This is a genomic window from Acinetobacter sp. ANC 5600, assembly GCF_002018395.1.
In the GTDB taxonomy this organism is placed as follows: domain Bacteria; phylum Pseudomonadota; class Gammaproteobacteria; order Pseudomonadales; family Moraxellaceae; genus Acinetobacter; species Acinetobacter amyesii.
In genome coordinates, this window is the sequence record NZ_MVKW01000004.1 from 307,808 (window position 1) to 332,663 (window position 24,856).

Sequence of the window (24,856 nt, forward strand, 5' to 3'; positions counted from 1 at the left end):
TTTCTTCAAAGGCTTATTTTTAGATTTATTTACTCATGTTATGCATATGAAAGCCATTTCGCATTTTTAAAATAATTTTAAATCTATTCGACGAAGTCTTACATTTAAGAATTAAATAAAGGGATTAGCTTTCGGCTGGAAGCACTCTTACAAAACATTGTTTCTCACTCGGCAAAATGAGTTGCGAAGCTTCGCAAGGAAACCATCTTGCGGCGCAATGCACCTCACAGACAAAACTCGTTCACTACCGTCAAATTATTCAACGTATAGCAAAAACACTTTTGATTAGAAGTCGCCCTGTCTCAAACAACTGCGGATGACATTACCGCGTATCATTTTTATTTGAAGCAAAGTTCGCTTCTGATGTTACTGTGTAACATCAGTGATTTATTATATTGTAGCGACGTTAATAAGCCTTAATTTCCTCTCAAAGATTAAGGCTTTCCTTATTGCAATATGACCTTTCGCCTACCTGTTAAAAAATAATCTGATGAAATGCTCATCTTGGTTATTTTCCTCAATTTTTCTCCATAATTTTCCGTTATTCTTTGCCAAAATTACATTTGGACAACCAAATAATGCACGGCGCGCACACCACACTCAAACTGAGCAGCTTAAGTTACGCATTACTTACGATCTCAACATCAATTTGGGCCGCAGATACTGTTCAAAATCCCCAAGAATCTGCAGCAGTTCAGCAAATGGAAGCTTTAACATTTGAAGTTCCAACAGCAAGCACCAAACCCAAAGACCCAGATATCAGTGCTGTCGCAAAAACCATCATAAGCCGTGATGAAATGTTGAAATTTGGCGATCAGTCCATCAATGATGCACTGCGTCGTGCTGCAGGGTTTCAACTCCCCGGTGCTGGCGGTGGTCCACGTGGTGGTGCAGGTGCTGGCGGTATGCGTTTTCGTGGTGGTGGCGCACCCGTGTTCTTAATCAATGGTGAACCTGTACAAGGTGGTCCTCGTGGTGGCATGTCAGTTGTTGATAGCATTACACCCGAAATGATCGAACGCCTTGAAATCACCAAACAACCGAGCGTTGCTCAAGGCTCGGTTGCTTCATCTGCTATCATTAATATTATTTTAAAAGAACCATTGAATGGCACGCGTTTGAGTGGATCTGTACGAGCTGGTTATGGCCTAACAAAGTCAAATACACGTGAAGAAGATCGCACCAATTTAAACTTTCAAATGGATGGTCGTTCAGACCCGTGGATCTATAGTTTATCTGGGAGCCAAATGTGGAATGATTCAGATACGCTCACCCGCACACAAGATGCAACAGGGACGAAAACTCAAAAACGCATCACCAATCGTACGTCGCAAATGCTCACCCCACGTGTTGAATATCAACTTGATGATCAACAAAAATTGGTCGCTGAAATGTTTTATCGCAACAATGAAAGCGAAGGCACAAGTGGCTCCCAAGTCCAAAAAGATAAAAATGACAGTATTCGACTCAGCACACGATATGAGCGTAAAGACCAAGGTAATTCCGACAAAATTCGCTTATCAATTGAGCAGCAAAATGAAACAGAATTAACAGAGTATAGAGATTCCCAATCATATATTGATGAAAAAATTAATGAATATGGTTTAGGCTACGACGGTGTCCGAAAGTTCGATTCAAAACGCCAAATAAAATTTGGTACCGACCTACGAAGCAATGAACTTGAAAGCAATATTGCAGAGACCTTAGATGAACAATTGTATGCTGCTTATGTTGAAGGAAGTTGGAAATATACGCCGCGCCAAACCTTAACTTTAGGTGTACGCCAAGAGTGGATTGATCGTTCAGGTTTAGTGGATTATCAAGATCAGCATTTAAGTCCTGTATTAGCACACCGTTTTGACTTTAATGACCAATGGTCACTTCAAACCAATTTGAGTCAGGCTTTTAAAAACCCACGTAGCAATCAATTAATGCCGACGGTTTCAGTTTCTACAGATAGCGATGCAGGGACACTAAACAACCCTGATCGTGGTGGTAATCCTGACCTAAGACCTGAAACTATTAATGCTTACGAAACAACCTTAGGCTATAACACCCCTGCTGGCGGTGTAAATATCACTGCCTATTATCGAGAAATTAATGACTATATCGAAAAATCGATCCTGTCAGAAAATGCTACAGGCGGTCGTTGTGAAACAGGAAATACCGATTGCCGTTTTGTCGAACGTCCTTATAACCAAGACAGTGCAACCACCTATGGTGTGGAAATTTCTGGACGCTATGCACTGAAGCAAACGGAGATTGGCCATTCATTTATGTTGAATGCTCAACTTTCAACTGTACGTGCAAAAATTGAAGAAACTGACGGCTCTGACCGTTTGGCAAGTGATGTTGCACCTTATACCGCAAGTGCTGGTTTATCTTATAACTATCAACCGTGGCGTATTGCAACAAGTGTGAACCTCAATTATACCCCTGAATATACACGTGCGCTGAGTAACGAACCGTACAATCGCACCAGCAATGAACGTGTCAACATGGATGTGAGTTTTACTAAACGCTTTGATCAAAATTGGTCTGCATCGGTCAATGCACGTAATATTCTCAGCTCAGATTATAAAGAAGTGTTAAAAGAACAAAGTTCTGGCGCGCTATACCAATCTCGTATTAATGAAGCCATTCCAAGCTTTATGTTTACCTTAGAAAAGAAATTCTAAACCGTTTCTAAGGGACTGCTAAGAAATTCAAAATAAAAAACCGATACGAGCAACGTATCGGTTTTTTTATGCGTACACGACCGCAAACTAGCGCTCAATTGCCTTCAACATTTTCGCAATTTTTAGGGTATGTTCCTTCTGCCCTTTTTTCTCTAAGACCTTTTGCTCAACCCACCATAAATATTCAAAAATTTCTGATTCACTTGAATCCTCTTGAATTAATTTAAAAATATTGGGCAAATAATCATCATATTCATCACGTAAAGCAGGAATACGGCGAATCCCTAACGGGTCCCATTCCTTCAATAAAATTTTATGTATCGCATGCAAGAGACTGGCATCTCGATTATGTTTTGACTGCATACAAGTTCCCTGGCTTATATTTTTTTACTTTTAAAATCAGTTATCTAATTATGTGATGATATTAAAAGAAAAATGAACTGTTGTTTGTCGAAGATTTCATCATACGCATCTCTAAACGCTTTTCCATTGGTTTTTCATCTTTTTTTTATAGCAAACCAAAGCTTTATCAAAATATCATGCACTTTTTCTCATAAATTTTACCAATAAAGCCTTTCGGGAATCCCCTAATTCACAATACAAAGGTTTTAAATGCTAAGTTCAACGATCGAACCTAATCATTCAAAGAAAAAAAAATATGCTTCAGCCAACTTCTATATTTATCTCTTTTCGCAATTGTGAAAAATTTACAGTTTTCCTTTTTAATCTCCGACAATTCAAGCTACATTCTATTTTGAAATTTTAATCCTGAAAAATCCCTATGAGTACTGCATTAAACGAAACCATTTACGTCATTCAACACCTTGCATTTGAAGATTTGGGTTCATTGGAAGATGTATTTTATCAACTGGGTTATCGGGTGAGATACTTCGAAGCTGGTATCGATGACCTCAGTAAAGCTATGCAACATACAGGGCTTACCATCATTTTGGGCGGCCCGATCGGAGTTTATGAAACTAATGACTACCCTTTCCTACAAAAAGAAATAGACTTACTTAAAGTACGTTTAGAGAGTAATTTACCGACTTTAGGCATTTGCTTAGGTGCTCAGCTAATTGCGCATGCATTGGGAGCGAAAGTTTATGCAGGTCATAGCAAAGAAATCGGTTGGAGCAACTTAGAACTTGATGATATTACTCACAATATATTAGCGCCATTAGATCAAGTGCCTGTACTGCATTGGCATGGTGATACCTTTGATTTACCTGTAAATGCACAGTTACTCGCCAGCTCAGCAATTTATCCAAATCAAGCGTTTAGCTATGGGCCCAATATTCTAGCTCTACAGTTTCATATTGAAGCAGAAACACAGGCCATGGAAAAATGGCTAATTGGGCATACATGTGAACTGCATAAAGCACAAATTAACATCCCAAATTTACGCATGGAAAGCCAACAACATGCACCTCATTTAGAACGTGTTGCTCCCCTTATTTTGCAACAATTCTTACAACAGCTTGAGCTTTAAAACAGCTATTAATTTAAAGCTAAATGGCTTATAACAGTTGCACTTCAAAACGTATAAGCCATTAGAATGACTCCCTTACTCAGCATTGCGCTCATCCACTTTTTTGCTCTCATCAGCCCAGGCCCAGACTTCTTTTTTGTCACTCAAAGTGCTATTCGACAATCCAGATCACATGCATTATTTGCCGCATTAGGTATATCACTCAGTATTTTAGTTTGGTCAATTTGTGCAATAAGTGGCTTACATTTTCTATTTCAAAAAATGGCTTGGTTACAACAATGCCTCATGATTTTGGGTGGTCTATATCTTTTATATTTAGGTTCTCAGTTATTAAAGTCCGCGTGGAGTAAAGACCTCGGCACAATAACAAAACCAACCGAGCAAGCCATACAGAAAAAATCGCCTTTGACGCTGTTATTCCAAGGTTTCTTGACCAATATGGCCAATCCTAAAGCATTGGTTTATTTCACTAGTGTATTTTCCATTGGGATCAGTGCAAAGGTCAGCATTTTTGATCAAAGCTCTTTATTGGCTTTAGTCTTTATTGAAAGTTTGATTTGGTTTGCATTGGTTGCGGTCTTATTCTCAACACCTAAAATGACCCATTACTATCAAAAATTTAGTAAAAAAATTGACGCCATTACCGGTGGAATTTTCATCAGTTTTGGCTGCCTATTGCTGCTCAATCGCGATTGACCACTCATCAAATACTCATCTACGAGACATAAAAAAGCACCCAAATGGGTGCTTTCCTAACTTAGCTGAGGAAGCTAAATCTTATTTCGCTGCTGCCTTTGCTGTAGACACAGCGGCTTCAGTCGTAATATTTACCGTAATTTTGTCGCCTACATTTGGTACATATGCACCGACACCAAATGCTGAACGATCAAAAGAAGTCGTTGCATTGAAACCAATCGTTTCAGCCTTAGTCATTGGATGAACGGCTTGCTTGTTCAATACAGCGTCCAATACCACTGGTTTAGTCACATTTTTAACTGTTAAATCACCCGTAATTTTGTATTTAGTTTTGCTGATCGCTTGAACTTTTGTACTTTTAAACGTGATATTTGGATATTTTTCAGCATCAAAGAAATCAGCTGTTTTTAAATGATCATCTAATGCTTTGACATTGGTATTTAAGCTCGATAATGGAATCGTCACATTCACAGACGAATTTGCAGGTTTTGCATTATCGACATTGATTGTCCCTTGAATGTCACTAAAGTTTGCAGAAGGCGTTGAGAAACCAAAATGATTCCAAGTAAATACTGTTGCTGTATGAGTAGGATCAATTTGATAGGCAACAGGTTTTGCCATAGAAATTGTTGTAACTGATGCTACCGCCAAACCGATTGTTAATGCTTTAAAGTTCATGTTTTTATCTCACTTTCGAATACCATTAAGTCTATAGATTTTTAGCCGTATTACAGCTTTAAAGATAAAACGTTTTGTTGCATGTTTAGAACGATAGTTTTGTAAAATCTGTAGCAGCATCCACAACTACTCTCAATTATTAAATTTCCCATATATTTCAAATAATTAATTTAGGCTATGAGCTATTTATCCTAAATTTAGGAAACATCAACCCATCTGAGTCGTAGGTTTTCAATACAAATCCACTTAAGATTTTTAGACATCATAAAAATCTGAGTACCGAAAAATGACAGAACAATCGCTGGCTATTGAAAAAGCCTTAAACACTAAAACACCCAAAGATGTGGTTTTGGCATTTCTTATGAATACTTCAAAAGAACTCATTGAAAATGCAACTCAGCTACTGGTAGCCGAAGACGCAGCATATGTTTCCCTTAACTTTAGCAACCCAGAACTGAAACAAATTGAGCCATGGGCTGGGTCTGGCACAGGTAGAGACATTTATATATATACCTTTGCCAATGTCGGCACTTACTGGAATATCGATGACTTTCAAATCACGGATATGATCGCTGAAGATGAAACCGTAGCTGTATTTGGTCAATTCACCTACACCTCAGTGTATGCTAAAAATACATTTACCTCGCCTTTTTCAATCAAAGCCAAAGTTCAAAATGGTTTAATCAGCTATTTCCAATTCATGGAAGATACCTATGCCTCAGCATCATCTTTCCGCGTAGGCGGAGAATGGATCATTCAGCAAGATGCAGACTCAGCTAAAAACTTTAAAGTTTCAGCTTAATACTTAGATGCAGCAGCTCTTCACGCAAGAGCTGCTGTTGATTTGGAATGGCCTTTTACATTAAGTTAATGACAGCGATATTGGATAAACCCAGTTTTTCTCGCGATTTGATCATACAGCTTTTGTGCTGTTTCATTGTCCTGATGCGTAAGCCAATACACACGGTCACACTGCCGCTGATCACAATATTCTTTCACTTTCGCGATCAGCGCCTTGCCAATACCCTGCCCGCGATATTCTTCAAGCGTATATAAATCTTGCAAATAGGCATAAGGCTGCAATGTCCAGCAGCTCTCATGTTCAATGACATGCACGATCCCAACCACTTGATGTTCAATTACGGCTGCAAAGCCATACATATGTTCGCACTCAGCAGCATGTAACCTTTGCCATGTTCGCTCGGTCACTGCATCCGCCACCTGACTTTTATAAAATTCTAAATACAGCTCCCAGAGCGGCTGCCATTGGCTTTTTGAAATTTCAGTTAAATTTTTAATTTGTATTTGCACATTCAATGTCTTTTTTAAATGATCACTGGATTTTTATAACTGAAATAAAGCTTTTTGTGTTGAAAACACTGTATTTTATGCGCTCTTTTTAAACATGATGAGTCTTGAAAGAACGTTTTCTTATCTGTTTTATAAATACAATAGACAAATAAAAAGCCCGAAGATTCGGACTTTTTAACCATTCAGCTTATAGCTTTTCAACCAAGATCCGATCTACCTGCTTTAAACCTGTATGCTTTTCATGGTTCTTACGGCGAATCTTAATCACTTTGTCTTCTTGCAAATCTTGCAACATCAATTCTACTGCAACCATGGCTTCAAGCTCTAAGTCCGTGCCTATCCATTTCTGTTCACCAGCATCCATCAGTACAATTTCATCATTTATCTGATCGTAAAGGCTCATCGTTTCCTCACTTGGGGCAACATTGCACCCGTGGCTGAATACTGCATGAATGAATTAATTTTAAACCAATGCTTTAATTCATTCGTTACAAATCGTTATTTCACAATTAAAAAATATATTTAATCTCTGCAATAAAAAACGCCCCTTCTCTGGGGCGTCTTTTTTACTGTTAATCTTTATAGATTAAGCGGTAATTTCTTTCACTGCAGCAACAACAGCATCAGCTGTGATACCGAAGTGTTTGTACAAGTCTTTTGCTGGAGCAGATTCACCGTAAGTCGTCATACCGATTACACGGCCATCAAGACCTACAAATTTCCACCAGTAGTCCACATGCGCAGCTTCAACAGCAACACGCGCACGGATCGCAGCAGGAAGAACCGCTTCACGGTAAGCAGCGTCTTGTTTTACGAATTCTTCAGCACATGGCATAGAAACAACACGTACGCCGTCAAGCTGTGCGTAAGCATCCATTGCCAATGAAACTTCTGAACCAGTCGCAATAATGATTGCTTTCAATTCGCCTTTTTCTTTTGCAAGTACATAACCGCCTTTCGCAACGTCAGCAATTTGATCTGCTGTACGAGTTTGGAATGGCAAGTTTTGACGAGAGAAGATTAATGCTGTAGGGCCTTCTGAACGAAGCAGCGCAGATTTCCAAGAAATAGACGCTTCTACAGTGTCACATGGACGCCAAGTGTTCAGATTTGGTGTACCACGTAAAGATGCAATTTGCTCTACAGGTTGGTGTGTAGGACCATCTTCACCTAGACCAATTGAGTCATGGGTATACACATGAATCACACGCTGTTTCATCAATGCAGACATACGTACTGCATTACGCGCATATTCCATAAACATCAGGAATGTTGCTACATAAGGAACGAAACCGCCATGAAGTGCAACACCGTTAGCAATCGCAGTCATACCGAATTCACGTACGCCGTAATGAACGTAGTTACCCGCTGGGTTAGATTCAACGCCTTCTGCGCCTTTCCATAAAGTCAGGTTAGAGCCTGCAAGGTCAGCAGAACCACCTAGAATTTCTGGAAGCTGTGGTGCAAATGCTTGAATGGCATTTTGGCTAGCTTTACGAGTAGCGATTGTTTCAGCTTTAGCATTTACTTCAGCAATATAAGCATCCGCTTTTGCTACGAAGTCAGCAGGAAGGTCACCAGAAAGACGACGTTTTAGTTCAGCTGCTTCTGCTGGATATTTAGCAGCATAAGCAGCAAATGTGTCGTTCCAAGCAGATTCAGAAGCAGTACCTTTGGCTTTTGCATCCCAAGCTGCATAAACATCAGCAGGAATTTCAAATGGACCTTCAGTCCAGCCTAAAGCTTCACGAGTCAAAGCGATTTCGTCATTACCAAGCGGCGCACCGTGGCAATCTTCTTTACCTTGTTTGTTTGGTGAACCTAAACCAATAATGGTTTTACAGATAATTAAGGTTGGTTTCGCAGTTTCAGATTTTGCTTCAACAGTTGCCGCACGGATTGCGTCTGCATCATGGCCGTCAACTTTAAGTACTTGCCAGCCGTATGCAAGGAAACGCTGTTCTGTATCATCAGAGAACCAGCCTTCTACTTCACCGTCAATCGAGATGCCGTTGTCATCGTAGTAAACAACTAATTTACCTAGACCCAAAGTACCAGCCAATGAACATGCTTCGTGAGAAACACCTTCCATTAAACAGCCATCACCTAAGAAACAGTAAGTGTTGTGATCTACAACTGTGATGTCTTCTTTGTTGAATTGAGCCGCTAAAGTTTTTTCAGCAAGTGCAAAACCTACAGCGTTTGCAATACCTTGACCCAATGGACCAGTCGTTGTTTCGATACCCGGTGCATAGCCCAATTCTGGGTGACCTGGCGTTTTAGAATGCAATTGACGGAAAGATTTCAAATCTTCAATTGAAAGGTCATAACCTGTTAAGTGCAATAACGCATATTGCAGCATAGAGCCATGGCCGTTTGACAATACGAAACGGTCACGGTTTGCCCATTGTGGGTTTGCAGGGTTGTGGTTGAGGAATTCACGCCATACCACATCAGCAATATCTGCCATCCCCATTGGAGCACCTGGATGTCCTGAATTTGCTTTTTGCACAGCATCCATTGCCAATACACGAATTGCGTTTGCAATACGACGTTCGTTAAGCGGGGTTGTCATAGGTCAGAGTCCAAACAAATGGTTTAAAAGAGTAAGATGAATAAGAATTCAAAGATGCGCATATTGTCTTAAAAAAAGCGGAATGGGTAAAGCCTCAGGGGCAAATTTTCGCTAATTATTCCTGCACCACCTGTATTTTGGGCGCTTATTGCTCAATTTCAAGCCTATGCATGTCGTTTATTTTGTATACAGTGACGCTTTTATATGGCGAATCAATGACAGCGCAATGCATATTTAGAGTTTAGTGGCGAAAGCAAACGCTTCGTAATTGATAAAAGTCCAATACATCGAATGGAAATTGTGAATATAAATAGCAGCCAAAGCCGATCCAGATAAATGGCCATTAGAAATATGAAATATATTCAATAAAAAAACCTATGAATATTTATGAAACTCTAAGAGCATACTCATCCCTGTGAAATCAACACTGATCCAATATCTTCGAGACCCTAGATACAGAACTTTAGATACCACGACATGTAGCAGGTAAATTTCGCTTCGAAATATCATCCGATTGACAATTCCAAGCACCATTTAAATCATCTGGAATATTAAAATAGATCTGCTTTGAGCGAAGAGCAAAATTGACATCTGTTGATTTAAACGTAAAAACCACTGAACACGTTCCTGCCACATCAATAATGTCACTACTCGCAATATATTTGGTACTGATACTTTCATTCAGCGCTGTATTCAAATCTACACAGCTTTGTTCCTCTGAATAATTTTCAATCAGTTTCAATTTATAGGATGAAATCATTGTTAATACTTCAGCTACTTGCGCCCGAGCGACATAGCCATTGTAAGATACAGTAGCAATTGCAGCCAAAATACCGATGATTGCCACCACGATCATAATTTCAATGAGTGTAAAACCAGACTGTTTCATTACGTTTCCCCATTCAACGTAATGACAAATAGGCAATTTGCGTACCAAGTCTCAAAAGCCCGCACTTATTGTGTTTTATTTTTCAAATTAAACGAATAATTGTCGTTTACAGTCATATTCTGGCAGTTCATGACATTCATTATTGATAAATCTCAGGATATTGATTTGATTTTTTCTTATAATTAATTCACTTAAAATGCCACTTTAGGCATTTTAACGCCTAATCACATTGTTGCTTGTGCCAAAACAAAATATCTCAGTTTTATCTCATCATAAAAAATTAAATTGATAAATCCATAGCTCATATCAATTTTTTAGATGCCCATATCAATTAAAAAGTCATTGAAATGAATTAATTTCATCCAATTTGGTCATGTTAAGCTAGTCCTAAACGCTTTCTCGATGTAACATATTGCGTCTTTAAATTTAACTGTGATAGGACTTATGCGCGAGTACGCTGTATTTACCTCGGAATCTGTAAGCGAAGGCCATCCGGATAAAATGGCTGACCAAATCAGTGATGCTATTTTGGATGCAATCTTAAAAGAAGACCCATATGCACGGGTTGCTTGTGAAACGCTTGTAAAAACGGGTGCGGTTGTACTTGCCGGTGAAATCACAACAACTGCAAATGTTGACTTTGAAGCGATTGTTCGTAATACCGTAAATGGTATCGGATACCACCATTCAGATCTTGGCTTTGATGGTTCAACTTGTGCCGTGATCAACATGATCGGTAAACAATCACCTGAAATTGCTCAGGGCGTTGACCGTCAAAAACCTGAAGATCAAGGTGCGGGCGACCAAGGTTTAATGTTTGGTTATGCAAGTCGTGAAACTGATGTGCTTATGCCGGCACCTATTTCATATGCACATCGCTTAATGGAAAAACAAGCTGAACTACGTAAACAAGGCAAACTTGCTTGGTTACGTCCTGATGCAAAAAGCCAAGTAACATTTGCTTATGAAAATGGTATGCCAGTTCGCTTAGACGCAGTTGTACTTTCAACTCAGCACGATCCAAAAATTACCCAAGCTCAATTGAAAGAGGCGGTAATTGAAGAAATCGTGAAAAAAGTGATTCCTGCTGAAATGTTCCATGCAGACACTAAATTCCACATCAACCCAACAGGTATGTTCGTCATTGGCGGCCCTGTAGGTGACTGTGGTTTAACAGGCCGTAAAATCATTGTAGATACTTATGGTGGTATGGCTCGTCACGGTGGTGGTGCATTCTCTGGTAAAGATCCATCAAAGGTTGACCGTTCTGCTGCTTATGCAGGCCGTTATGTTGCTAAAAACATTGTGGCTGCTGGTCTAGCTGACAAATGTGAAATTCAAGTGTCATATGCGATTGGTGTTGCAGAACCAACATCTATCTCGATCAACACATTCAATACTGCAAAAGTATCTGAAGATTTGATTATTGCACTTGTACGTGAACACTTTGACTTACGTCCATACGGTATTACTCGTATGTTGAACTTGATCCAACCGATGTACCAACAAACTGCTGCGTATGGTCACTTTGGTCGTGAAGGTTCTGATACCGCATTCACATGGGAAAAAACTGACAAAGTGGAAGCGCTTAAAGCATCTGCTGGTCTTTAATCTTAGTAGATTAATTTCTCAAAAAAGCCTGCATTGATTGCAGGCTTTTTTATGGCCCGTATGTCCATAACAAAAACATCTAGGATAAAAATAACGAGTGTAAAAAATATTGACTAAAATTTACGCCTAGCTTATTCATAAAACACCAAAATAATTTAAGAACAACATCATGCCCTTTCCATTAGACTTAAAATTTATTACTGCAACTGAAGAACAATTAGGATTTAAGTTTCCAGAAAAATATAAAGTCAAAATGCAAATTGAAAATGGTGGCGAATTCGGCATTAGCTTTTCTAGCGCGGATGAATTTAAAGATGGTGATGACATCGAAGCATGGTGGCTTTTTCCCTTCCAAGACACCAGCGATGTGAAAAGAATAAAGCGTACGATGAATCATCTAGCCGCAGAACATCAATCCATCAGTGAAATTGAAGACTTCCCTGAAAACAGCATTGCTATTGCACATAACGGCGATGGCGATTATTTATTGATGCGTACGGTAGACGATACACAATTGGGGGAAGAAATATATTTATGGCGCCATGAAGACAGTGAATTTATCTATCTACTTGTTAACTCAATTGAAGAATTATTTACTCAAAACCCTTAACGCCATAAGCAGATATAAAGCCTTTCAAACTACAAAATAAGCTGAATAAAATTACACTAAATCAACAATTTTTGATCAAATATCGAATATTTTTTCAGCTAATATAAATTCAGCCCATGCTACGGGCATAACAAAAAAAGGAAAGATCAAAATGAATAAATTACTTGTTGCTTTAGGTTTGGCTGCAACTGTTGCACTTGTTGGCTGTAATAAAGACAAAGCGCCAGAAACAGGTGCAACAACTGGTGAACACCTAGAAAACGCTGCTGACCAAGCAGGCCATGACATCGCTGATGCAACTTCAGATGCGGCAACTGCGACAGCGACTGCTGTTGATAATGCTGCAACTGCAACTGCGACAGCTGCAGAAAATGCTGCAGAAAATGCTGAAGCTGCTGCACACAATGCCAAAGAAGCAGCTAAAGACGCAACTGCTGCAACAGCAGGTGCTGTTGAACAAGGTGCAGCTGACGTGAAAGAAAAAGCGCAGCAATAAGCATTTTATAAAAAAGCACCTTCGGGTGCTTTTTTTACATCTGTATTTTATTCAACTTACTGTTTCAATCTATTTTTAACTTGAAATTTAACTGATGTCAGGTCAATCTTATGAGGTCATATAAATAACAAACTTAGAGAAAATAATGTCTTACTCACATCATGCCGAAAAACATTTTATGGAACGTACAGGTTGGCTACGTGCATCTGTACTCGGTGCAAATGATGGCATTATCTCCGTCACTAGTTTAATTATGGGCATGGCTGCAAGTGGTGCTTCTAGCCATACCTTACTCATTACCTGCATTGCAGGACTCATCTCTGGTGCAACCTCTATGGCGGCGGGCGAATATATCTCTGTGAAATCTCAAGAAGACGTCGAAAAAGCAGATCTTCACATGGAGCATAAAGAACTACAAAAGAACCCTGAGCTAGAACTTAAAGAACTTACCCAAATTTATATTCAACGTGGTTTAGAGCCTACACTTGCCCATGAAGTCGCAGTCCAATTAACTGCACATGATGCACTTGAAGCCCACGCCCGAGATGAAATTGGAATCCATGACAATACAGCAGCAAAACCTGTTCAAGCAGCGCTATCATCGGCTTTAGCCTTTTCAATAGGTGCAATATTTCCGATGGTTGCGATCATGGTCAGTGCTGACATGCATATTGAAAAAACTGTTATGGCCGTTGGCGTGATTTCCCTAGCACTCCTCGGTGCTTTAGCCAGTTATGCAGCTGGCACTTCTATGTTGAAAGGCAGTCTACGTGTTGCGCTTTGGGGCATTGCAGCCATGCTTTTTTCTAGTTGGATTGGTTCTTTATTTAATGTAAATCCAGTTTAACGCTCGCTTTATCAGTTTTTTATATATGTTAAATCAATTATACGCAGCAATAATTGTGTGATTTTTCAACAATATTCATTTTTACAATATATAAAAACCGTAAAATAGAGCTACATTTTTTAAGCTTTTTTCTCCATGTCTGTTATTGCTGCGCCAGCCAATCGATCCAATGTATCGATTTGGGTGGCTTTTGTTTTATTAATTTTAGGCACCATTGGTGCTTATCTGGTTGTAGGCGTTAACCAAGCATTGCTATTTTTAATTGGCGGTGCTTTGGGTATGACCCTTTATCACGCATCTTTTGGTTTCACCTCGAGTTGGCGTGTCTTTATTAAAGAGCGTCGTGGTCGTGGCTTGCGTGCACAAATGATCATGTTGGCTTTGGCTGTACTGCTCTTCTTCCCTGCTTTAGGTGCGGGTGAATTATTTGGCAACCCAGTCAAAGGTAACGTTAATCCTGTTTCAATGTCCGTGATGATCGGTGCCTTTATTTTTGGTATTGGTATGCAACTTGGCGGCGGCTGTGCATCAGGGACCCTGTACACTGTGGGCGCAGGTAGCGCACGTATGATTGTAACGCTAATCTTCTTCTGTACAGGTTCATTGATTGCAACTTCACATATTCAATGGTGGTTTGACCTTCCCCACTTTGAGCCGATTTCTTTAGTCAAAAGCTTTGGTGTAGTCCCTGCACTGGCATTAAACTTTGTGCTCTTTATATTGATTGCCGCAGCAACAGTTTACTTTGAAAAGAAACGCCATGGTCAGCTTGAGGTTGAGCCGCAAGCAATGCAACACGGCTGGAAACGTTTTCTACGTGGACCATGGCCATTGGTTTGGGGCGGAATTATCCTAACTTTACTGAACTTTGCCACACTCGCACTTGCAGGCCGTCCTTGGGGCGTGACCTCTGCCTTAGCCGTTTGGGCCGCAAAATCAGCAAGTGTTATGGGGATTGATGTTGCATCTTGGGCATATTGGCAGCAACCTGCAAATGCCAAAGCACTCACCGAATCATTATGGTTTGATATCACGTCGATGATGAATTTCGGCATCATGCTCGGTGCCTTACTCGCAGCAAGCCTAGCTGGTAAATTTGCACCAAACTTTAATATCCCAAAACGTTCACTGCTAGCGGCTGTGATCGGTGGTTTGATGTTGGGTTACGGCGCACGTTTAGCATACGGCTGTAACATTGGTGCGTATTTCAGCGGTATTGCTTCAGGTAGTTTACACGGTTGGTTATGGTTAGTATTTGCCTTCATTGGGAACGGTATTGGCGTCAAACTACGTCCAATCTTCTTCCCTGGCGAACGTCCACAACCGGAAAAGTTAACAGGCTGCTAATTTCTGTAAATAAAAGCCCCTCATTGAGGGGCTTTTTTTTAATCTGCTAGTGCGGCTTTTAGATTACAACCATATTGCATGGTTTCTTGTGCCTGTTTATATGTGGTATAGCGGTTGATAATAAAATCATAAAATTGGTCTGCATTCGCAAATACCTGACTCAAATCTTCGTTTGCGGCATTTGGCAGTTTAACGTCTTTCACCAAGGCTAAGTTCACATGTCCGAGATGATACATTTCAGAAAAATAATGATTCATTACTTCGCAATAGGCAATTTTGGAGCTTTTTAAAGCGGTATTAGCAACAAAATGCTGATTTAAAGTTTTTAAGTTCTGAACATCTAAAGCGGATTGATCTGAAAAAGCCATACTTTCTACTTTTTTTAGTTGACTAAAATCGGCTGCTAGAGTTTGATTTAATTGTTCAAAGCGTTGTTGTAATCCCGCTGTATCGGCAACTTGATAACTTTTTGGATTGAATGTTTTCTTTTCTTGTTCATTTGCAGAACACGCCGTGAGCGTCATTGCCGTCAGAACGGTTGTAACAAGAAATAATTTCATCAAAGTCTCACTTAAACAATCAAAAGCTCGATCATTATGCCCGAAAACAACTAGATGATTCACACTTAAATCGCTTTCTCATTCATATAACGCCAATAACGACGTGGCACATACTGCACATGTAATTTCATATTACGTCGGGCTTCAATATTGACACTTCTAAAATAATCTTTCCAAAGCTGATCATACAAAACCTCATCATCATCCAGTTCGATATTAAAGGATTGATTATGGCCTGATTGTATTTGCCTATCTATGGTTGTGGCATCCATATCCACTTGATGCACCTGTTTTAAATCATAATAAATGCCATAATTGCGTTTTTCATCGTAAATCAGCCAACGTTGATCTTGATAGCGTGATTTGAAATGCCGTTCGATCAAAGGCAATACATTAAAGTCAGGTGAGACTAAACTGATAAACAAGCCATCCTGACATTTTTTAAAACGCACAAAAGCTTCCATTCGGTGCTTTTCACGCCCCACTTGCTTCGCCCACTGACTCATCCCTAATACATCAGCATGACCATAGTTTTTAGACACATCACGCTGTTGCTGGAACACATAAATCGCAAAATTAAAACAATGTTGAAAAGCCTGCTGCTGCTCGGATAAAAACGCATAATAAAACTGCTTCAAAGCACTTTCAGATGCTTTAAGCTTTAATCCTTGCCATACCCGCTGTGCTTGTTCATCGTGACTAGCCACATCACTGACTTCGGCGAAAAGACCTGCCTGCACTTGCCCATCTGTACAAATCTGAATGTCAAATTGCTTAAATTGAAAGGCCCGAAAAACACAGCTCAACAATCCTGTCATCGTGCCATCAAAGACATAAATACTCACGACTGTATCCTAAAAACCGAAGTTCAATTGTGGAGAAATTTGCTGCGTATATTTCGACTGGCCACTTTGCAAAATCTGCTGTCTTATTTGATGAGGCTGTTGTTCACGAATAAATTTAGGTGAATCTTCACAGCGTATAAAATGTTGTGCTCTGTTGTAGGAAATACCCATACGTTTTAATTGGTCGATATGAATTTTACCAAAACGTCGTGCTTGAACAATTTTTTTAGCAGAACGCACACCGATGCCCGGCACACGTAAGATCATTTGATATTCAGCACGATTGATATCCACGGGAAATTGCTCGGGATGACGCAGTGCCCACGCTAACTTAGGGTCAATATCCAATTCTAAATTTGGATGCTCTTCATCGACCAACTCTGTCGCTTCAAATCCATAAAAACGCATTAACCAATCACTTTGATACAGCCGATTTTCTCGTAATAAAGGTGGCGCAGACCCCACAGCTGGCAGCGCACGCTCCTCTTCATTAATGGGAATATAACCTGAGTAATACACACGCTTGAGCTTAAACTCTTTGTAATGACGGTCTGCCATCAGTATTACATCACGGTCAGACTCTTGATGTGCGCCCACCACCATTTGCGTCGTTTGTCCTGCGGGTACAAATTTAGGGACTGTACGTATTATTTTTCGTTCATCTTTGAATTGAATCAAACGATCTCGCACAATACCTAAGTCTTTTTGGACTTCGACATGACTTTTTTCAGGTGCAAATTTTTTTAAACCATCTTCTGTCGGCATTTCTAAATTAATGCTCATACGGTCAACATATAAACCTGCTTCGGTAATGATTTCCTGAGATGCCCCCGGAATAGTCTTCAGATGAATATAACCATTAAAATTTTCTTCTAAACGCAGTTTTTTTACCACCTGCAACATACGTTCCATGGTGTAATCCGCCGATTTAAAAATCCCCGAACTTAAAAATAGCCCCTCAATATAGTTCCGACGATAAAAATTCATAGTCAAATCGACCACTTCCTGTACCGTAAATGCTGCGCGCTTTACGTCGTTACTTCGACGGGACACACAATATGCGCAGTCAAAAATACAGACATTGGAAAATAGAATTTTTAATAACGAAACGCAGCGACCATCTTCGGTATAGCTATGGCAAATACCGTTTCCAGTATTACCCAGACCTTTGTCTTTATTTTGGCGCTTACTACCACTCGAAGAACATGAGACATCATATTTGGCAGCATCGGCTAAAATTTGCAGTTTTTCACGGATACGTTCAGACATGGGAGAATTATAAAATTTAAAGTGAACACAGCATTATTTTAAAAGGATCCACCTCAAAAGTCGGGTCATACATCATTACTACGACACGAGGTGTCGCTTAATTTCAAGTACAACTTTCGTGTAAGCATAAGACCATTTTGATATGAAATAATGAATATTATTTGCTTAATTTCACTCGCTTGGGCAAAGTATTTAGAGTGATTGGAGTATGCACATGACTTTATTAGAAAAACTTGGCATCAAACACCCTATATTTCTTGCCCCAATGGCAGGTGTTTCTACACCTGAACTTGCTGCAGAAGTGTCAAATCAAGGTGGACTTGGTTCACTGGGTTTAGGTGCAAGCAGTGTTGAGAATGCACGTCAACAAATATTACAAACTCAAGAACTCACTGAACAACCTTTTCAGGTCAATTTTTTTTGTCATGACACAGTAGAACTCGATGAACAAGTTGCTGCCAAATGGATCATGCAATTTAAATCACGCTTTGCTCAATATAATGCAGAAGCTCCAGAAGCACTGAACTGTATTTATCCAAGCTTTAAAGACAATGACCATTTTCTAAACCTCGTACTGGAAACGCGCCCTAAAGCGGTAAGCTTCCATTTTGGTATTCCACATCCACATCAAATCCAAGCCTTGAAACAAGCGGGTATTTTGACTCTAGTTTCTGCAACCAACTTAGCAGAAGCTAAACTGATCGAAGCTGCAGGCATTGATATCGTGATTGCTCAAGGTATTGAAGCTGGTGGTCACCGTGGCATTTTCAATGAAAACTTTGATAGTAGCGTTAAGACACGTGACTTGGTTCAGCTCTTGAAACGCCATATTCAATGTCCAGTCGTTGCGGCTGGTGGTATTATGAATGGACATCAGGCCTATCAAATTATGGAGTTGGGTGCAGATGCTGTTCAATTGGGCACTGCTTTTGTGCAATGCAAAACATCAAATGCAAATGAAGCTTATCGCAAAGCATTATTTGATGCACCCATCACGCAGATTACATCAAGTATTTCAGGCCGCCCTGCTCGTGGCATTATCAATAACTGGCACACAGATATTGACACACCAACACGCCCGACCGTTCCGGCTTACCCATATAGCTATGATTTAGGCAAACAATTACATGCCGCTGCTAGCAAGCATGGTGTACATGAATATGGTGCTTTTTGGGCGGGAACCAACGTCTCTCAAATACGTGAATTGGAAGCACCTGACTTGATCAATCAATTGATTTTAGAAATGCGCTTTAACTAAGACCTCGCTCAACGCGACATTCAAACATGAATGCCTATAAAAAAAGCCCTCTAAAACGAGGGCTTTTTTTATGTAATTTAGGCCATCATCGATGCACAATTCAAGAATTGTTTCAGATCATGTGAATCAAGTTAGTTAAATCTATTTCAAATAAATCCAGCTAATTTAAGTCGACCTACATTCTATCGAATTGAACATATTTCGTTTGGCTTTAAGTTATTTGGTTTCAAGCAAATTGACCTGATCAACTTGAACATCACTCATGATCTGACCATGATCAAGTAAGTGATTAAAATAATTCTCGACGACTTTATATTGATCTGCTGTAGATTCAACTTTATACATATTTTGGCGGAACTCATTACTAGAACGTAAACCTTTGGTGTACCAAGCAATATGTTTGCGTGAAATTCGACAACCTGAATATTCACCATAAAAACCGTATAACTCAGATAAATGTCCGAGCAATACGTCACGGACTTCCATAATACTTGGTGCCGCCATATGCTCACCTGTCGTCAGGTAATGTCCTATTTCACGGAATATCCATGGGCGACCTTGAGCTGCACGACCAATCATGACTGCATCGGCACCGGTATAATCCAATACATATTTAGCTTTTTCAGGTGTATCAATATCACCATTGGCAATCACAGGAATATTGATCAACGATTTCACATCTTTAATTAAGCTATAACGCGCCGTATTCAGATACATATCTTCACGTGTACGACCATGAAGCGCCAACGCAGCAATCCCAGCTTCTTCGGCACGCTTCGCAACGCGCATAATGTTTTCATGACCATTGAGATAGCCCAAACGGGTTTTTAAGGTCACAGGCACATCAACTGCTTCGACCACAGCATCTAAAATACGAGCCACCAAGTCTTCATCTTTGAGTAGCGCTGAACCTGCCAATTTATTACAGACTTTCTTCGCCGGACATCCCATATTAATGTCGACAATTTGCGCACCATTTGCCACTTGATAGCGTGCAGCTTCAGCCAGTTCAGCTGGATCTGACCCTGCAATTTGAGCAGAAATAGGCGCTATTTCACCATCAAAATTGGCACGATAAAGACTCTTTTTACTCATGCGTAAGGTCTTATCTGCCGTCATCATTTCACTGACAGCATGACCTGCGCCAAAGTATTTGCAAAGTGTACGAAATGGGCGATCTGTAACCCCTGCCATAGGTGCCACCCACAGTTTTCTCTCGATGGGACGATCGAATAATTCTTGAATGACAGGATGTTGACTCAATGTTTTAACCTCTAGCTATATTTAGCAAATGATGCCCGAACCACATTCGAAATCTTCCAAGCCACTTTTACAATGCTAAATTCAAATGTATGTTCGCAAAATCTGTTGAGCGTAAAAACGTTTCATGGCAATGATTATGCAATTGAATGATGACAATGAATATCAACATTGCTCAACGATTGAATTGAGGAATTTGAAGCTTCGGAATTGGACGGCAAATTTGCAATGCGATAGTTTAGTAATTCCAAACAAAAATTTCTACGCTTTTGCTTAAGAGTCGTTGAAAGTTATGCATATACCTTCTAGCTAACACACTATCGATTCAACATCAGACTTTCAGCAGATCTGCCTGTACAGGTGTTACTATAGAGGGATACTGCTAAAATCATTGAAAACTTAAATCTATAAATTCACATCAGTGAGTTGAACTTTATGAAAAAATTGAAAATTCTCTCTTTTATATTTTTCGCTACTTTTTTGACTGCCTGCCAACAACCCAATGACGATGCGGCTGCAGCTGAAAGCCAAAACGCTGATTTAACAACGGAACAAGCGACTCAACAATTTGAGCAGTCAGATGCGCAAATCAGTCAATACCTTGATGTTTTAGATACCCCAAGCACATCTATTAAGGAAAAAACACAAGTCTTATGTCATGACTACCCTCATGAATATAAAACTAACTACATGCCTGCCATGCTCAAACTCGCAGCCCAAGACTATACTCAAGATAAAATGTTGAATGATTTGAAGATTGCACAGGACTATTACAAAGAAAAACTCAAAATTGAATGCCCTGCTGAATAACCTCCGTTTCATCATGGCGTCATAATTGTGCGATAAATTGTTATTAAGCGAAAAGTGTGTAAGTTTCGCTGTAATAACAACGTAAAATACACTTCCCGATTTATTCGGGTTTTTCTTTTTTTAAAGTCTTTAAAATATTAAACGATATTTGAATGACACATATTATTTTGTGATGGATTTCAAGCCATTGATTTATTGTGATAAATTTTTCGTTAAAGTTCACAATCTAGCCACATAACAACCCATTTTAATTACACTTTTCTCATGATTAATACATTAAGTTGTTTTTTCCAAAAAAATAGACTGAATATTGAATCATGAAAACTTTAAACAAAGTACTTTTCGCTACACTTATCTCTGCTGCTACAACTACATTTGCTGCTGAAGAACAAAAAGTTGAAGCTGCTGCATCTGAAGTTCAAACGACTGAAGTTGCTCAGGACGCGACTGAAGTAGCCTCTGCTTCTGAAGCTGTTGCAAAATAATTGAGCAAAAATTTAAAAATCCACAGTTTGTGGGTTTTTAAATTCACAGACATTTTAGATCTGTCGCAGCATTCAATGAATTTGATTTCAATTATTTAAAATATAAACGTTGAATTTGACGTGCCCGCCGGTTTAAACCTAATACTTCTTTTCTTTGTAAAATGTCTTCTTCACTAAATCCCAAGCGCTGGATTAATTCAGACATAGCTAAATCTGCATGTTCGATCAACACGGCATCTTGTTCCGTTGACCAAATCACGGTTGATACCGTTAATTTGTGCTGACGTTTTAACTTTCTCATTTGCATAGTATAAAAGACTTTTGCCTAATTCACAAAAAAGCCCACCCTAGGTGAGCTTTACGCAAAGACTGTTTATTCTTCATTTATATAGATTGAAATATTGATTCACTGTGCAATGACGTTAAAGATTTTCATCCTTCGTGATCATCACAGATGTTAAAATTGGAACAGCAAAACAAGGTAGTAAGAGTAAGATCCAATATTCCACCATCGGTTTAGCCACAACAAAGTTAATAACGATTGCCCCCAATACCATAACTAACGCAATCAAACCTAAGAAACGACTGAAAAATTTAGCTGGCATAATAATCCCCTTAAAAAATTATGGATTTCAGCTAGTATATACCTTCATTTTTTATAATCTGTTGAAAATGATATTGGAATATTCATCTATTTAGCTCAAAAAGCATTCTTTTTCCAATCATCCTAACCAAACTGCTTGTTTTTACACGCGTAGATCTCCATAAATAGATTGACAGTCCCCTATGAGGCATATACATATTTATTCATTACTTATGTATTTTGCATAGTATACTGCTCCTGCTTTGTCGCCCCCATATGGCTGAGTTTATTGGAAAATATGAACAAAACTTTTTCGACCACATTATGCTTTAAATCCCTTTCTGTACTGGCTTTATCCATTGGCTTGGCTGCCTGTGGTAATGGTTCATGGTGGAGCAAAGATGAACCCACTATGGAAGCGGAACAGATTAAAAAAGCCATTCCACCTCGCGTGAATGATCGTCTGTCATGGGCCAATGATATCTACGACATTAGTGATCAGCTCGGTATTCCGACCACGAAAGAAAATGTCTGTACGATTGTTGCTGTGGTCGATCAAGAGTCCAATTTTGTTGCTGATCCGCATGTGCCGGGGCTCGGTGAAAAAGCCGTTAAAGAAGTTCAAGATCGTCTTGAAGAAAAGTTTAAAGATAAATTGGGTGATGGCATCGGTGGTACAGTCGCTGGCTATTTCCAAGATGTGTTAAAAAATCAGCCGAGTCCTGAAGATAACTATTTGAGCCAAATGCGCCGCGTTCAAACTGAACGTGAGCTAGACGAGCTATATCGTGAAATTTTTGACTATATGTCTAAACACTATCACGTGAGTGCGTTAACAGGCGCGGCGAAATTGGTTGGACAAGATATTGGTGAAAAGCTCAACCCCATTACCACTTTAGGTTCGATGCAGGTCCATATAGGCTATGCCAAAGACCATAAGCGCCAAGGTGGAAATATTGCGGCACTCCGTACAGACATGTATAGCCAATATGGCGGTTTGTATTACGGCATTCACCGTTTAATGATGTACCCGGCTGAATATGACAAACCGATTTATCGTTTTGCAGATTATAACTCGGGTCGTTATTCAAGTCGTAATGCAGCATTCCAGAGCATGTTGAATGACTTAACCCCTGCTGAGCTCGGCTTAGATGGTGACCTCTTACTTTATAATAAAGATGGTTCTCCACGTTCAGCAAAAAGCCAGTCTGAAACCGCGCTGATTGCCGTTTTTGCAGAAAACAATGTGATCGCGACGCCACGTCAAATTCGTTCAGATCTTAAAAAAGAAAAAGATCAGGACTTTGAAGATACTTTGACGTATAAAGCGGTCAAAAAGTTGTACCAAGAAAAGACCGGAAAAGAACCATTTTATGCCATGATGCCTGAAGTCGTAATTTCTGGGCCGAAATTAAGCCGTGATTACAATACCAATTGGTTTGCCACACGAGTCGATGGACGTTATCAAACATGCATGCGCCGCATCAAAAACCTAAAACTCTAGCCTTATTTGATTTTGACGGAACCCTGTGTAACAAAGACAGTTTTACAGGGTTCATCTTCTATTCCCTGCCTAAAAGGCATATCGTGCGCCAAGGGATTAAAATTCTCCCTTGGATTCAAGGCTATTATCTCAAGCTATATCCTGCACATGCAATGCGTCCTCGCCTATATGCCGCAATGTTTAGCCAAGCCAATCATGAGCAGGTTTTAAATCAAGCAGCGCAATATGCTGAACATTTGATGGCAGAACTCAATCCTTCACTGTATGAACAATTACAGCAACACCAAAAACGCGGTCATGAAGTCGTATTGGTTTCTGCATCCGTCGATTTATATCTTAAACCTGTGGCCAAAAAGCTTGGGGTCAAACTGATTTGTACCGAAACAGCAGCCAATGACCAAATACTGACTGGTTTGTATCAAACCTTAGACTGTAGTGGCGAGCAAAAGAAAATTCGAGTTTTGGAGCAATTTAACCTTCAAGACTATGAGCATGTTTATGCCTATGGAAATAGCGATGAAGACCTCGCCATGTTTGAATTGGCCACCCACCATTTCATGAATGGACAGGATAAGCTCCTACCGGAACTCGACTAAAGTCGAGTGATTTAGTTTGGTTTATTAATCAAAGTTAACAATCACAAACTTAAATTTAAGTCGCTCTAATATATGATTAAATTTTGAAAATTCTGCTTTTATTTTGACTTTATAGTGTGCTATTTTTCTCATTAATTAGAAATAATGCGGTCAAATATTAAAAGCGGGAAAAGAATATGAATCAATTCAATCCACCGAAATATGTCAAAGGCCTCCATATTAAATTTGGCGAAAATCCATTTGTTCTCCTTGCTCAATTTGCCTTCTCAGCCACTCGCCAGATGTGGACGAAAGAAGAAATTGAATTGGTCATTCGTATGGCTAAAAAAGGAAATTATATGAATTTGATTAAGATCCTCAATTTACATATCAAAAAGTGAAGTAAATATTTCCCCCAAAGTTAATATAAAAAAGCCATGCAAATGCATGGCTTTTTTGATCCAGTCACTCAAGCGTAGC

At 39.5% G+C, this 24,856-nt stretch carries 27 protein-coding genes and 1 pseudogene; 15 read left to right on the forward strand and 13 right to left on the reverse strand.

Annotated elements, in window-relative coordinates; translation table 11 throughout:
* Positions 1-578 precede the first annotated feature (578 nt).
* On the forward strand, positions 579-2,678 hold the full coding sequence (locus B1201_RS11070) for a TonB-dependent receptor plug domain-containing protein (RefSeq protein WP_078193569.1): 2,100 nt from the start codon (positions 579-581) through the stop codon (positions 2,676-2,678).
* 87 nt (positions 2,679-2,765) lie between these two features.
* Here B1201_RS11070 and B1201_RS11075 read toward each other — a convergent pair whose 3' ends face one another.
* The gene (locus tag B1201_RS11075) at positions 2,766-3,041 is read right to left on the reverse strand and encodes a hypothetical protein (RefSeq protein ID WP_078193570.1); all 276 of its coding nucleotides are present in this window, start codon (positions 3,039-3,041) and stop codon (positions 2,766-2,768) included.
* A gap of 418 nt (positions 3,042-3,459) precedes the next feature.
* On the opposite strand from B1201_RS11075, the gene B1201_RS11080 reads away from it, so the two are divergent.
* Together B1201_RS11080 and B1201_RS11085 are read left to right on the forward strand one after the other, a co-directional pair.
* The gene (locus B1201_RS11080; protein ID WP_078193571.1) at positions 3,460-4,167 is read left to right on the forward strand and encodes a glutamine amidotransferase; all 708 of its coding nucleotides are present in this window, start codon (positions 3,460-3,462) and stop codon (positions 4,165-4,167) included.
* Between the two features lie 66 nt (positions 4,168-4,233).
* The gene (locus B1201_RS11085; protein WP_078193572.1) at positions 4,234-4,863 is read left to right on the forward strand and encodes a LysE family transporter; all 630 of its coding nucleotides are present in this window, start codon (positions 4,234-4,236) and stop codon (positions 4,861-4,863) included.
* 81 nt (positions 4,864-4,944) lie between these two features.
* Here the strand turns inward: B1201_RS11085 and B1201_RS11090 are convergent, their stop codons facing one another.
* Positions 4,945-5,541, reverse strand: coding sequence for a YceI family protein (locus B1201_RS11090; protein WP_078188771.1), 597 nt, complete (start codon positions 5,539-5,541; stop codon positions 4,945-4,947).
* A 286-nt stretch (positions 5,542-5,827) separates the two neighbouring features.
* Here B1201_RS11090 and B1201_RS17195 point away from each other — a divergent pair, with 286 nt between their 5' ends.
* Positions 5,828-6,343, forward strand: coding sequence for a nuclear transport factor 2 family protein (locus tag B1201_RS17195; RefSeq protein WP_227591805.1), 516 nt, complete (start codon positions 5,828-5,830; stop codon positions 6,341-6,343).
* 65 nt (positions 6,344-6,408) lie between these two features.
* Here B1201_RS17195 and B1201_RS11100 read toward each other — a convergent pair whose 3' ends face one another.
* The 5 genes and pseudogenes from B1201_RS11100 to B1201_RS17305 all read right to left on the reverse strand — a co-directional run.
* Complete coding sequence (locus B1201_RS11100) at positions 6,409-6,852, reverse strand: GNAT family N-acetyltransferase (protein ID WP_227591806.1); 444 nt, start codon at positions 6,850-6,852, stop codon at positions 6,409-6,411.
* Positions 6,853-7,039: 187 nt separating this feature from the next.
* Positions 7,040-7,255 carry a hypothetical protein gene (locus B1201_RS11105; RefSeq protein WP_078188774.1) on the reverse strand — a complete coding sequence of 72 codons (216 nt, stop codon included), beginning with the start codon at positions 7,253-7,255 and terminating at the stop codon, positions 7,040-7,042.
* 183 nt (positions 7,256-7,438) lie between these two features.
* On the reverse strand, positions 7,439-9,427 hold the full coding sequence (tkt, locus tag B1201_RS11110) for a transketolase (RefSeq protein ID WP_078193574.1): 1,989 nt from the start codon (positions 9,425-9,427) through the stop codon (positions 7,439-7,441).
* 463 nt (positions 9,428-9,890) lie between these two features.
* Entirely contained in the window at positions 9,891-10,187 is a 297-nt protein-coding gene (locus B1201_RS11115) for a pilin (protein ID WP_228144781.1), read from the reverse strand.
* 32 nt (positions 10,188-10,219) lie between these two features.
* Positions 10,220-10,316 (reverse strand): annotated as a pseudogene (locus B1201_RS17305) (prepilin-type N-terminal cleavage/methylation domain-containing protein); the annotation flags it as partial.
* A 444-nt stretch (positions 10,317-10,760) separates the two neighbouring features.
* Here B1201_RS17305 and metK point away from each other — a divergent pair.
* From metK to B1201_RS11140, 5 genes are all read left to right on the forward strand, one after another.
* Positions 10,761-11,927 carry a methionine adenosyltransferase gene (metK, locus tag B1201_RS11120; RefSeq protein ID WP_078188779.1) on the forward strand — a complete coding sequence of 389 codons (1,167 nt, stop codon included), beginning with the start codon at positions 10,761-10,763 and terminating at the stop codon, positions 11,925-11,927.
* Between the two features lie 169 nt (positions 11,928-12,096).
* A complete protein-coding gene (locus tag B1201_RS11125; RefSeq protein WP_078193576.1) occupies positions 12,097-12,537 on the forward strand; it encodes an SMI1/KNR4 family protein in 441 nt (146 codons plus the stop codon).
* Positions 12,538-12,688: 151 nt separating this feature from the next.
* Positions 12,689-13,033 (forward strand): hypothetical protein, encoded by a 345-nt coding sequence (locus B1201_RS11130; protein WP_078193577.1) that lies wholly within the window; start codon positions 12,689-12,691, stop codon positions 13,031-13,033.
* A gap of 145 nt (positions 13,034-13,178) precedes the next feature.
* The gene (locus tag B1201_RS11135; protein ID WP_078193578.1) at positions 13,179-13,880 is read left to right on the forward strand and encodes a VIT1/CCC1 transporter family protein; all 702 of its coding nucleotides are present in this window, start codon (positions 13,179-13,181) and stop codon (positions 13,878-13,880) included.
* 135 nt (positions 13,881-14,015) lie between these two features.
* The gene (locus B1201_RS11140) at positions 14,016-15,227 is read left to right on the forward strand and encodes a YeeE/YedE family protein (RefSeq protein WP_078193579.1); all 1,212 of its coding nucleotides are present in this window, start codon (positions 14,016-14,018) and stop codon (positions 15,225-15,227) included.
* 38 nt (positions 15,228-15,265) lie between these two features.
* Here B1201_RS11140 and B1201_RS11145 read toward each other — a convergent pair whose 3' ends face one another.
* The 3 genes from B1201_RS11145 to B1201_RS11155 form a co-directional block, all read right to left on the reverse strand.
* On the reverse strand, positions 15,266-15,787 hold the full coding sequence (locus B1201_RS11145) for a hypothetical protein (protein WP_078193714.1): 522 nt from the start codon (positions 15,785-15,787) through the stop codon (positions 15,266-15,268).
* A 65-nt stretch (positions 15,788-15,852) separates the two neighbouring features.
* A complete protein-coding gene (locus tag B1201_RS11150; protein ID WP_078193580.1) occupies positions 15,853-16,632 on the reverse strand; it encodes a TIGR03915 family putative DNA repair protein in 780 nt (259 codons plus the stop codon).
* Between the two features lie 9 nt (positions 16,633-16,641).
* Positions 16,642-17,901, reverse strand: a complete 1,260-nt coding sequence (locus B1201_RS11155) for a putative DNA modification/repair radical SAM protein (protein WP_078193581.1) — start codon at positions 17,899-17,901, stop codon at positions 16,642-16,644.
* Between the two features lie 214 nt (positions 17,902-18,115).
* On the opposite strand from B1201_RS11155, the gene B1201_RS11160 reads away from it, so the two are divergent.
* Entirely contained in the window at positions 18,116-19,159 is a 1,044-nt protein-coding gene (locus B1201_RS11160) for an NAD(P)H-dependent flavin oxidoreductase (protein ID WP_078193582.1), read from the forward strand.
* Positions 19,160-19,375: 216 nt separating this feature from the next.
* Here the strand turns inward: B1201_RS11160 and dusB are convergent, their stop codons facing one another.
* Positions 19,376-20,380 (reverse strand): tRNA dihydrouridine synthase DusB, encoded by a 1,005-nt coding sequence (gene dusB / locus B1201_RS11165; RefSeq protein ID WP_265734189.1) that lies wholly within the window; start codon positions 20,378-20,380, stop codon positions 19,376-19,378.
* 474 nt (positions 20,381-20,854) lie between these two features.
* Here dusB and B1201_RS11170 point away from each other — a divergent pair, with 474 nt between their 5' ends.
* Positions 20,855-21,229 carry a hypothetical protein gene (locus B1201_RS11170; protein WP_143221693.1) on the forward strand — a complete coding sequence of 125 codons (375 nt, stop codon included), beginning with the start codon at positions 20,855-20,857 and terminating at the stop codon, positions 21,227-21,229.
* Positions 21,230-21,546: 317 nt separating this feature from the next.
* On the forward strand, positions 21,547-21,714 hold the full coding sequence (locus tag B1201_RS16995; RefSeq protein ID WP_171263782.1) for a hypothetical protein: 168 nt from the start codon (positions 21,547-21,549) through the stop codon (positions 21,712-21,714).
* 91 nt (positions 21,715-21,805) lie between these two features.
* Here the strand turns inward: B1201_RS16995 and B1201_RS11175 are convergent, their stop codons facing one another.
* Together B1201_RS11175 and B1201_RS11180 are read right to left on the reverse strand one after the other, a co-directional pair.
* The gene (locus tag B1201_RS11175) at positions 21,806-22,021 is read right to left on the reverse strand and encodes an acyl-CoA thioesterase (protein WP_306670021.1); all 216 of its coding nucleotides are present in this window, start codon (positions 22,019-22,021) and stop codon (positions 21,806-21,808) included.
* A 115-nt stretch (positions 22,022-22,136) separates the two neighbouring features.
* On the reverse strand, positions 22,137-22,319 hold the full coding sequence (locus tag B1201_RS11180; RefSeq protein WP_078193584.1) for a hypothetical protein: 183 nt from the start codon (positions 22,317-22,319) through the stop codon (positions 22,137-22,139).
* Between the two features lie 276 nt (positions 22,320-22,595).
* Between B1201_RS11180 and B1201_RS11185 the strand changes: the two genes are divergently transcribed.
* The 3 genes from B1201_RS11185 to B1201_RS11195 all read left to right on the forward strand — a co-directional run bounded on the left by B1201_RS11185 (position 22,596) and on the right by B1201_RS11195 (position 24,777).
* Positions 22,596-23,801, forward strand: a complete 1,206-nt coding sequence (locus B1201_RS11185) for a DUF1615 domain-containing protein (RefSeq protein ID WP_078193585.1) — start codon at positions 22,596-22,598, stop codon at positions 23,799-23,801.
* The gene (locus B1201_RS11190) at positions 23,768-24,397 is read left to right on the forward strand and encodes an HAD-IB family hydrolase (protein WP_078193586.1); all 630 of its coding nucleotides are present in this window, start codon (positions 23,768-23,770) and stop codon (positions 24,395-24,397) included. Before B1201_RS11185 ends, B1201_RS11190 begins: the two co-directional genes overlap by 34 nt.
* 176 nt (positions 24,398-24,573) lie before the next feature.
* Positions 24,574-24,777 carry a hypothetical protein gene (locus B1201_RS11195; protein ID WP_078193587.1) on the forward strand — a complete coding sequence of 68 codons (204 nt, stop codon included), beginning with the start codon at positions 24,574-24,576 and terminating at the stop codon, positions 24,775-24,777.
* Positions 24,778-24,856: the final 79 nt, after the last annotated feature.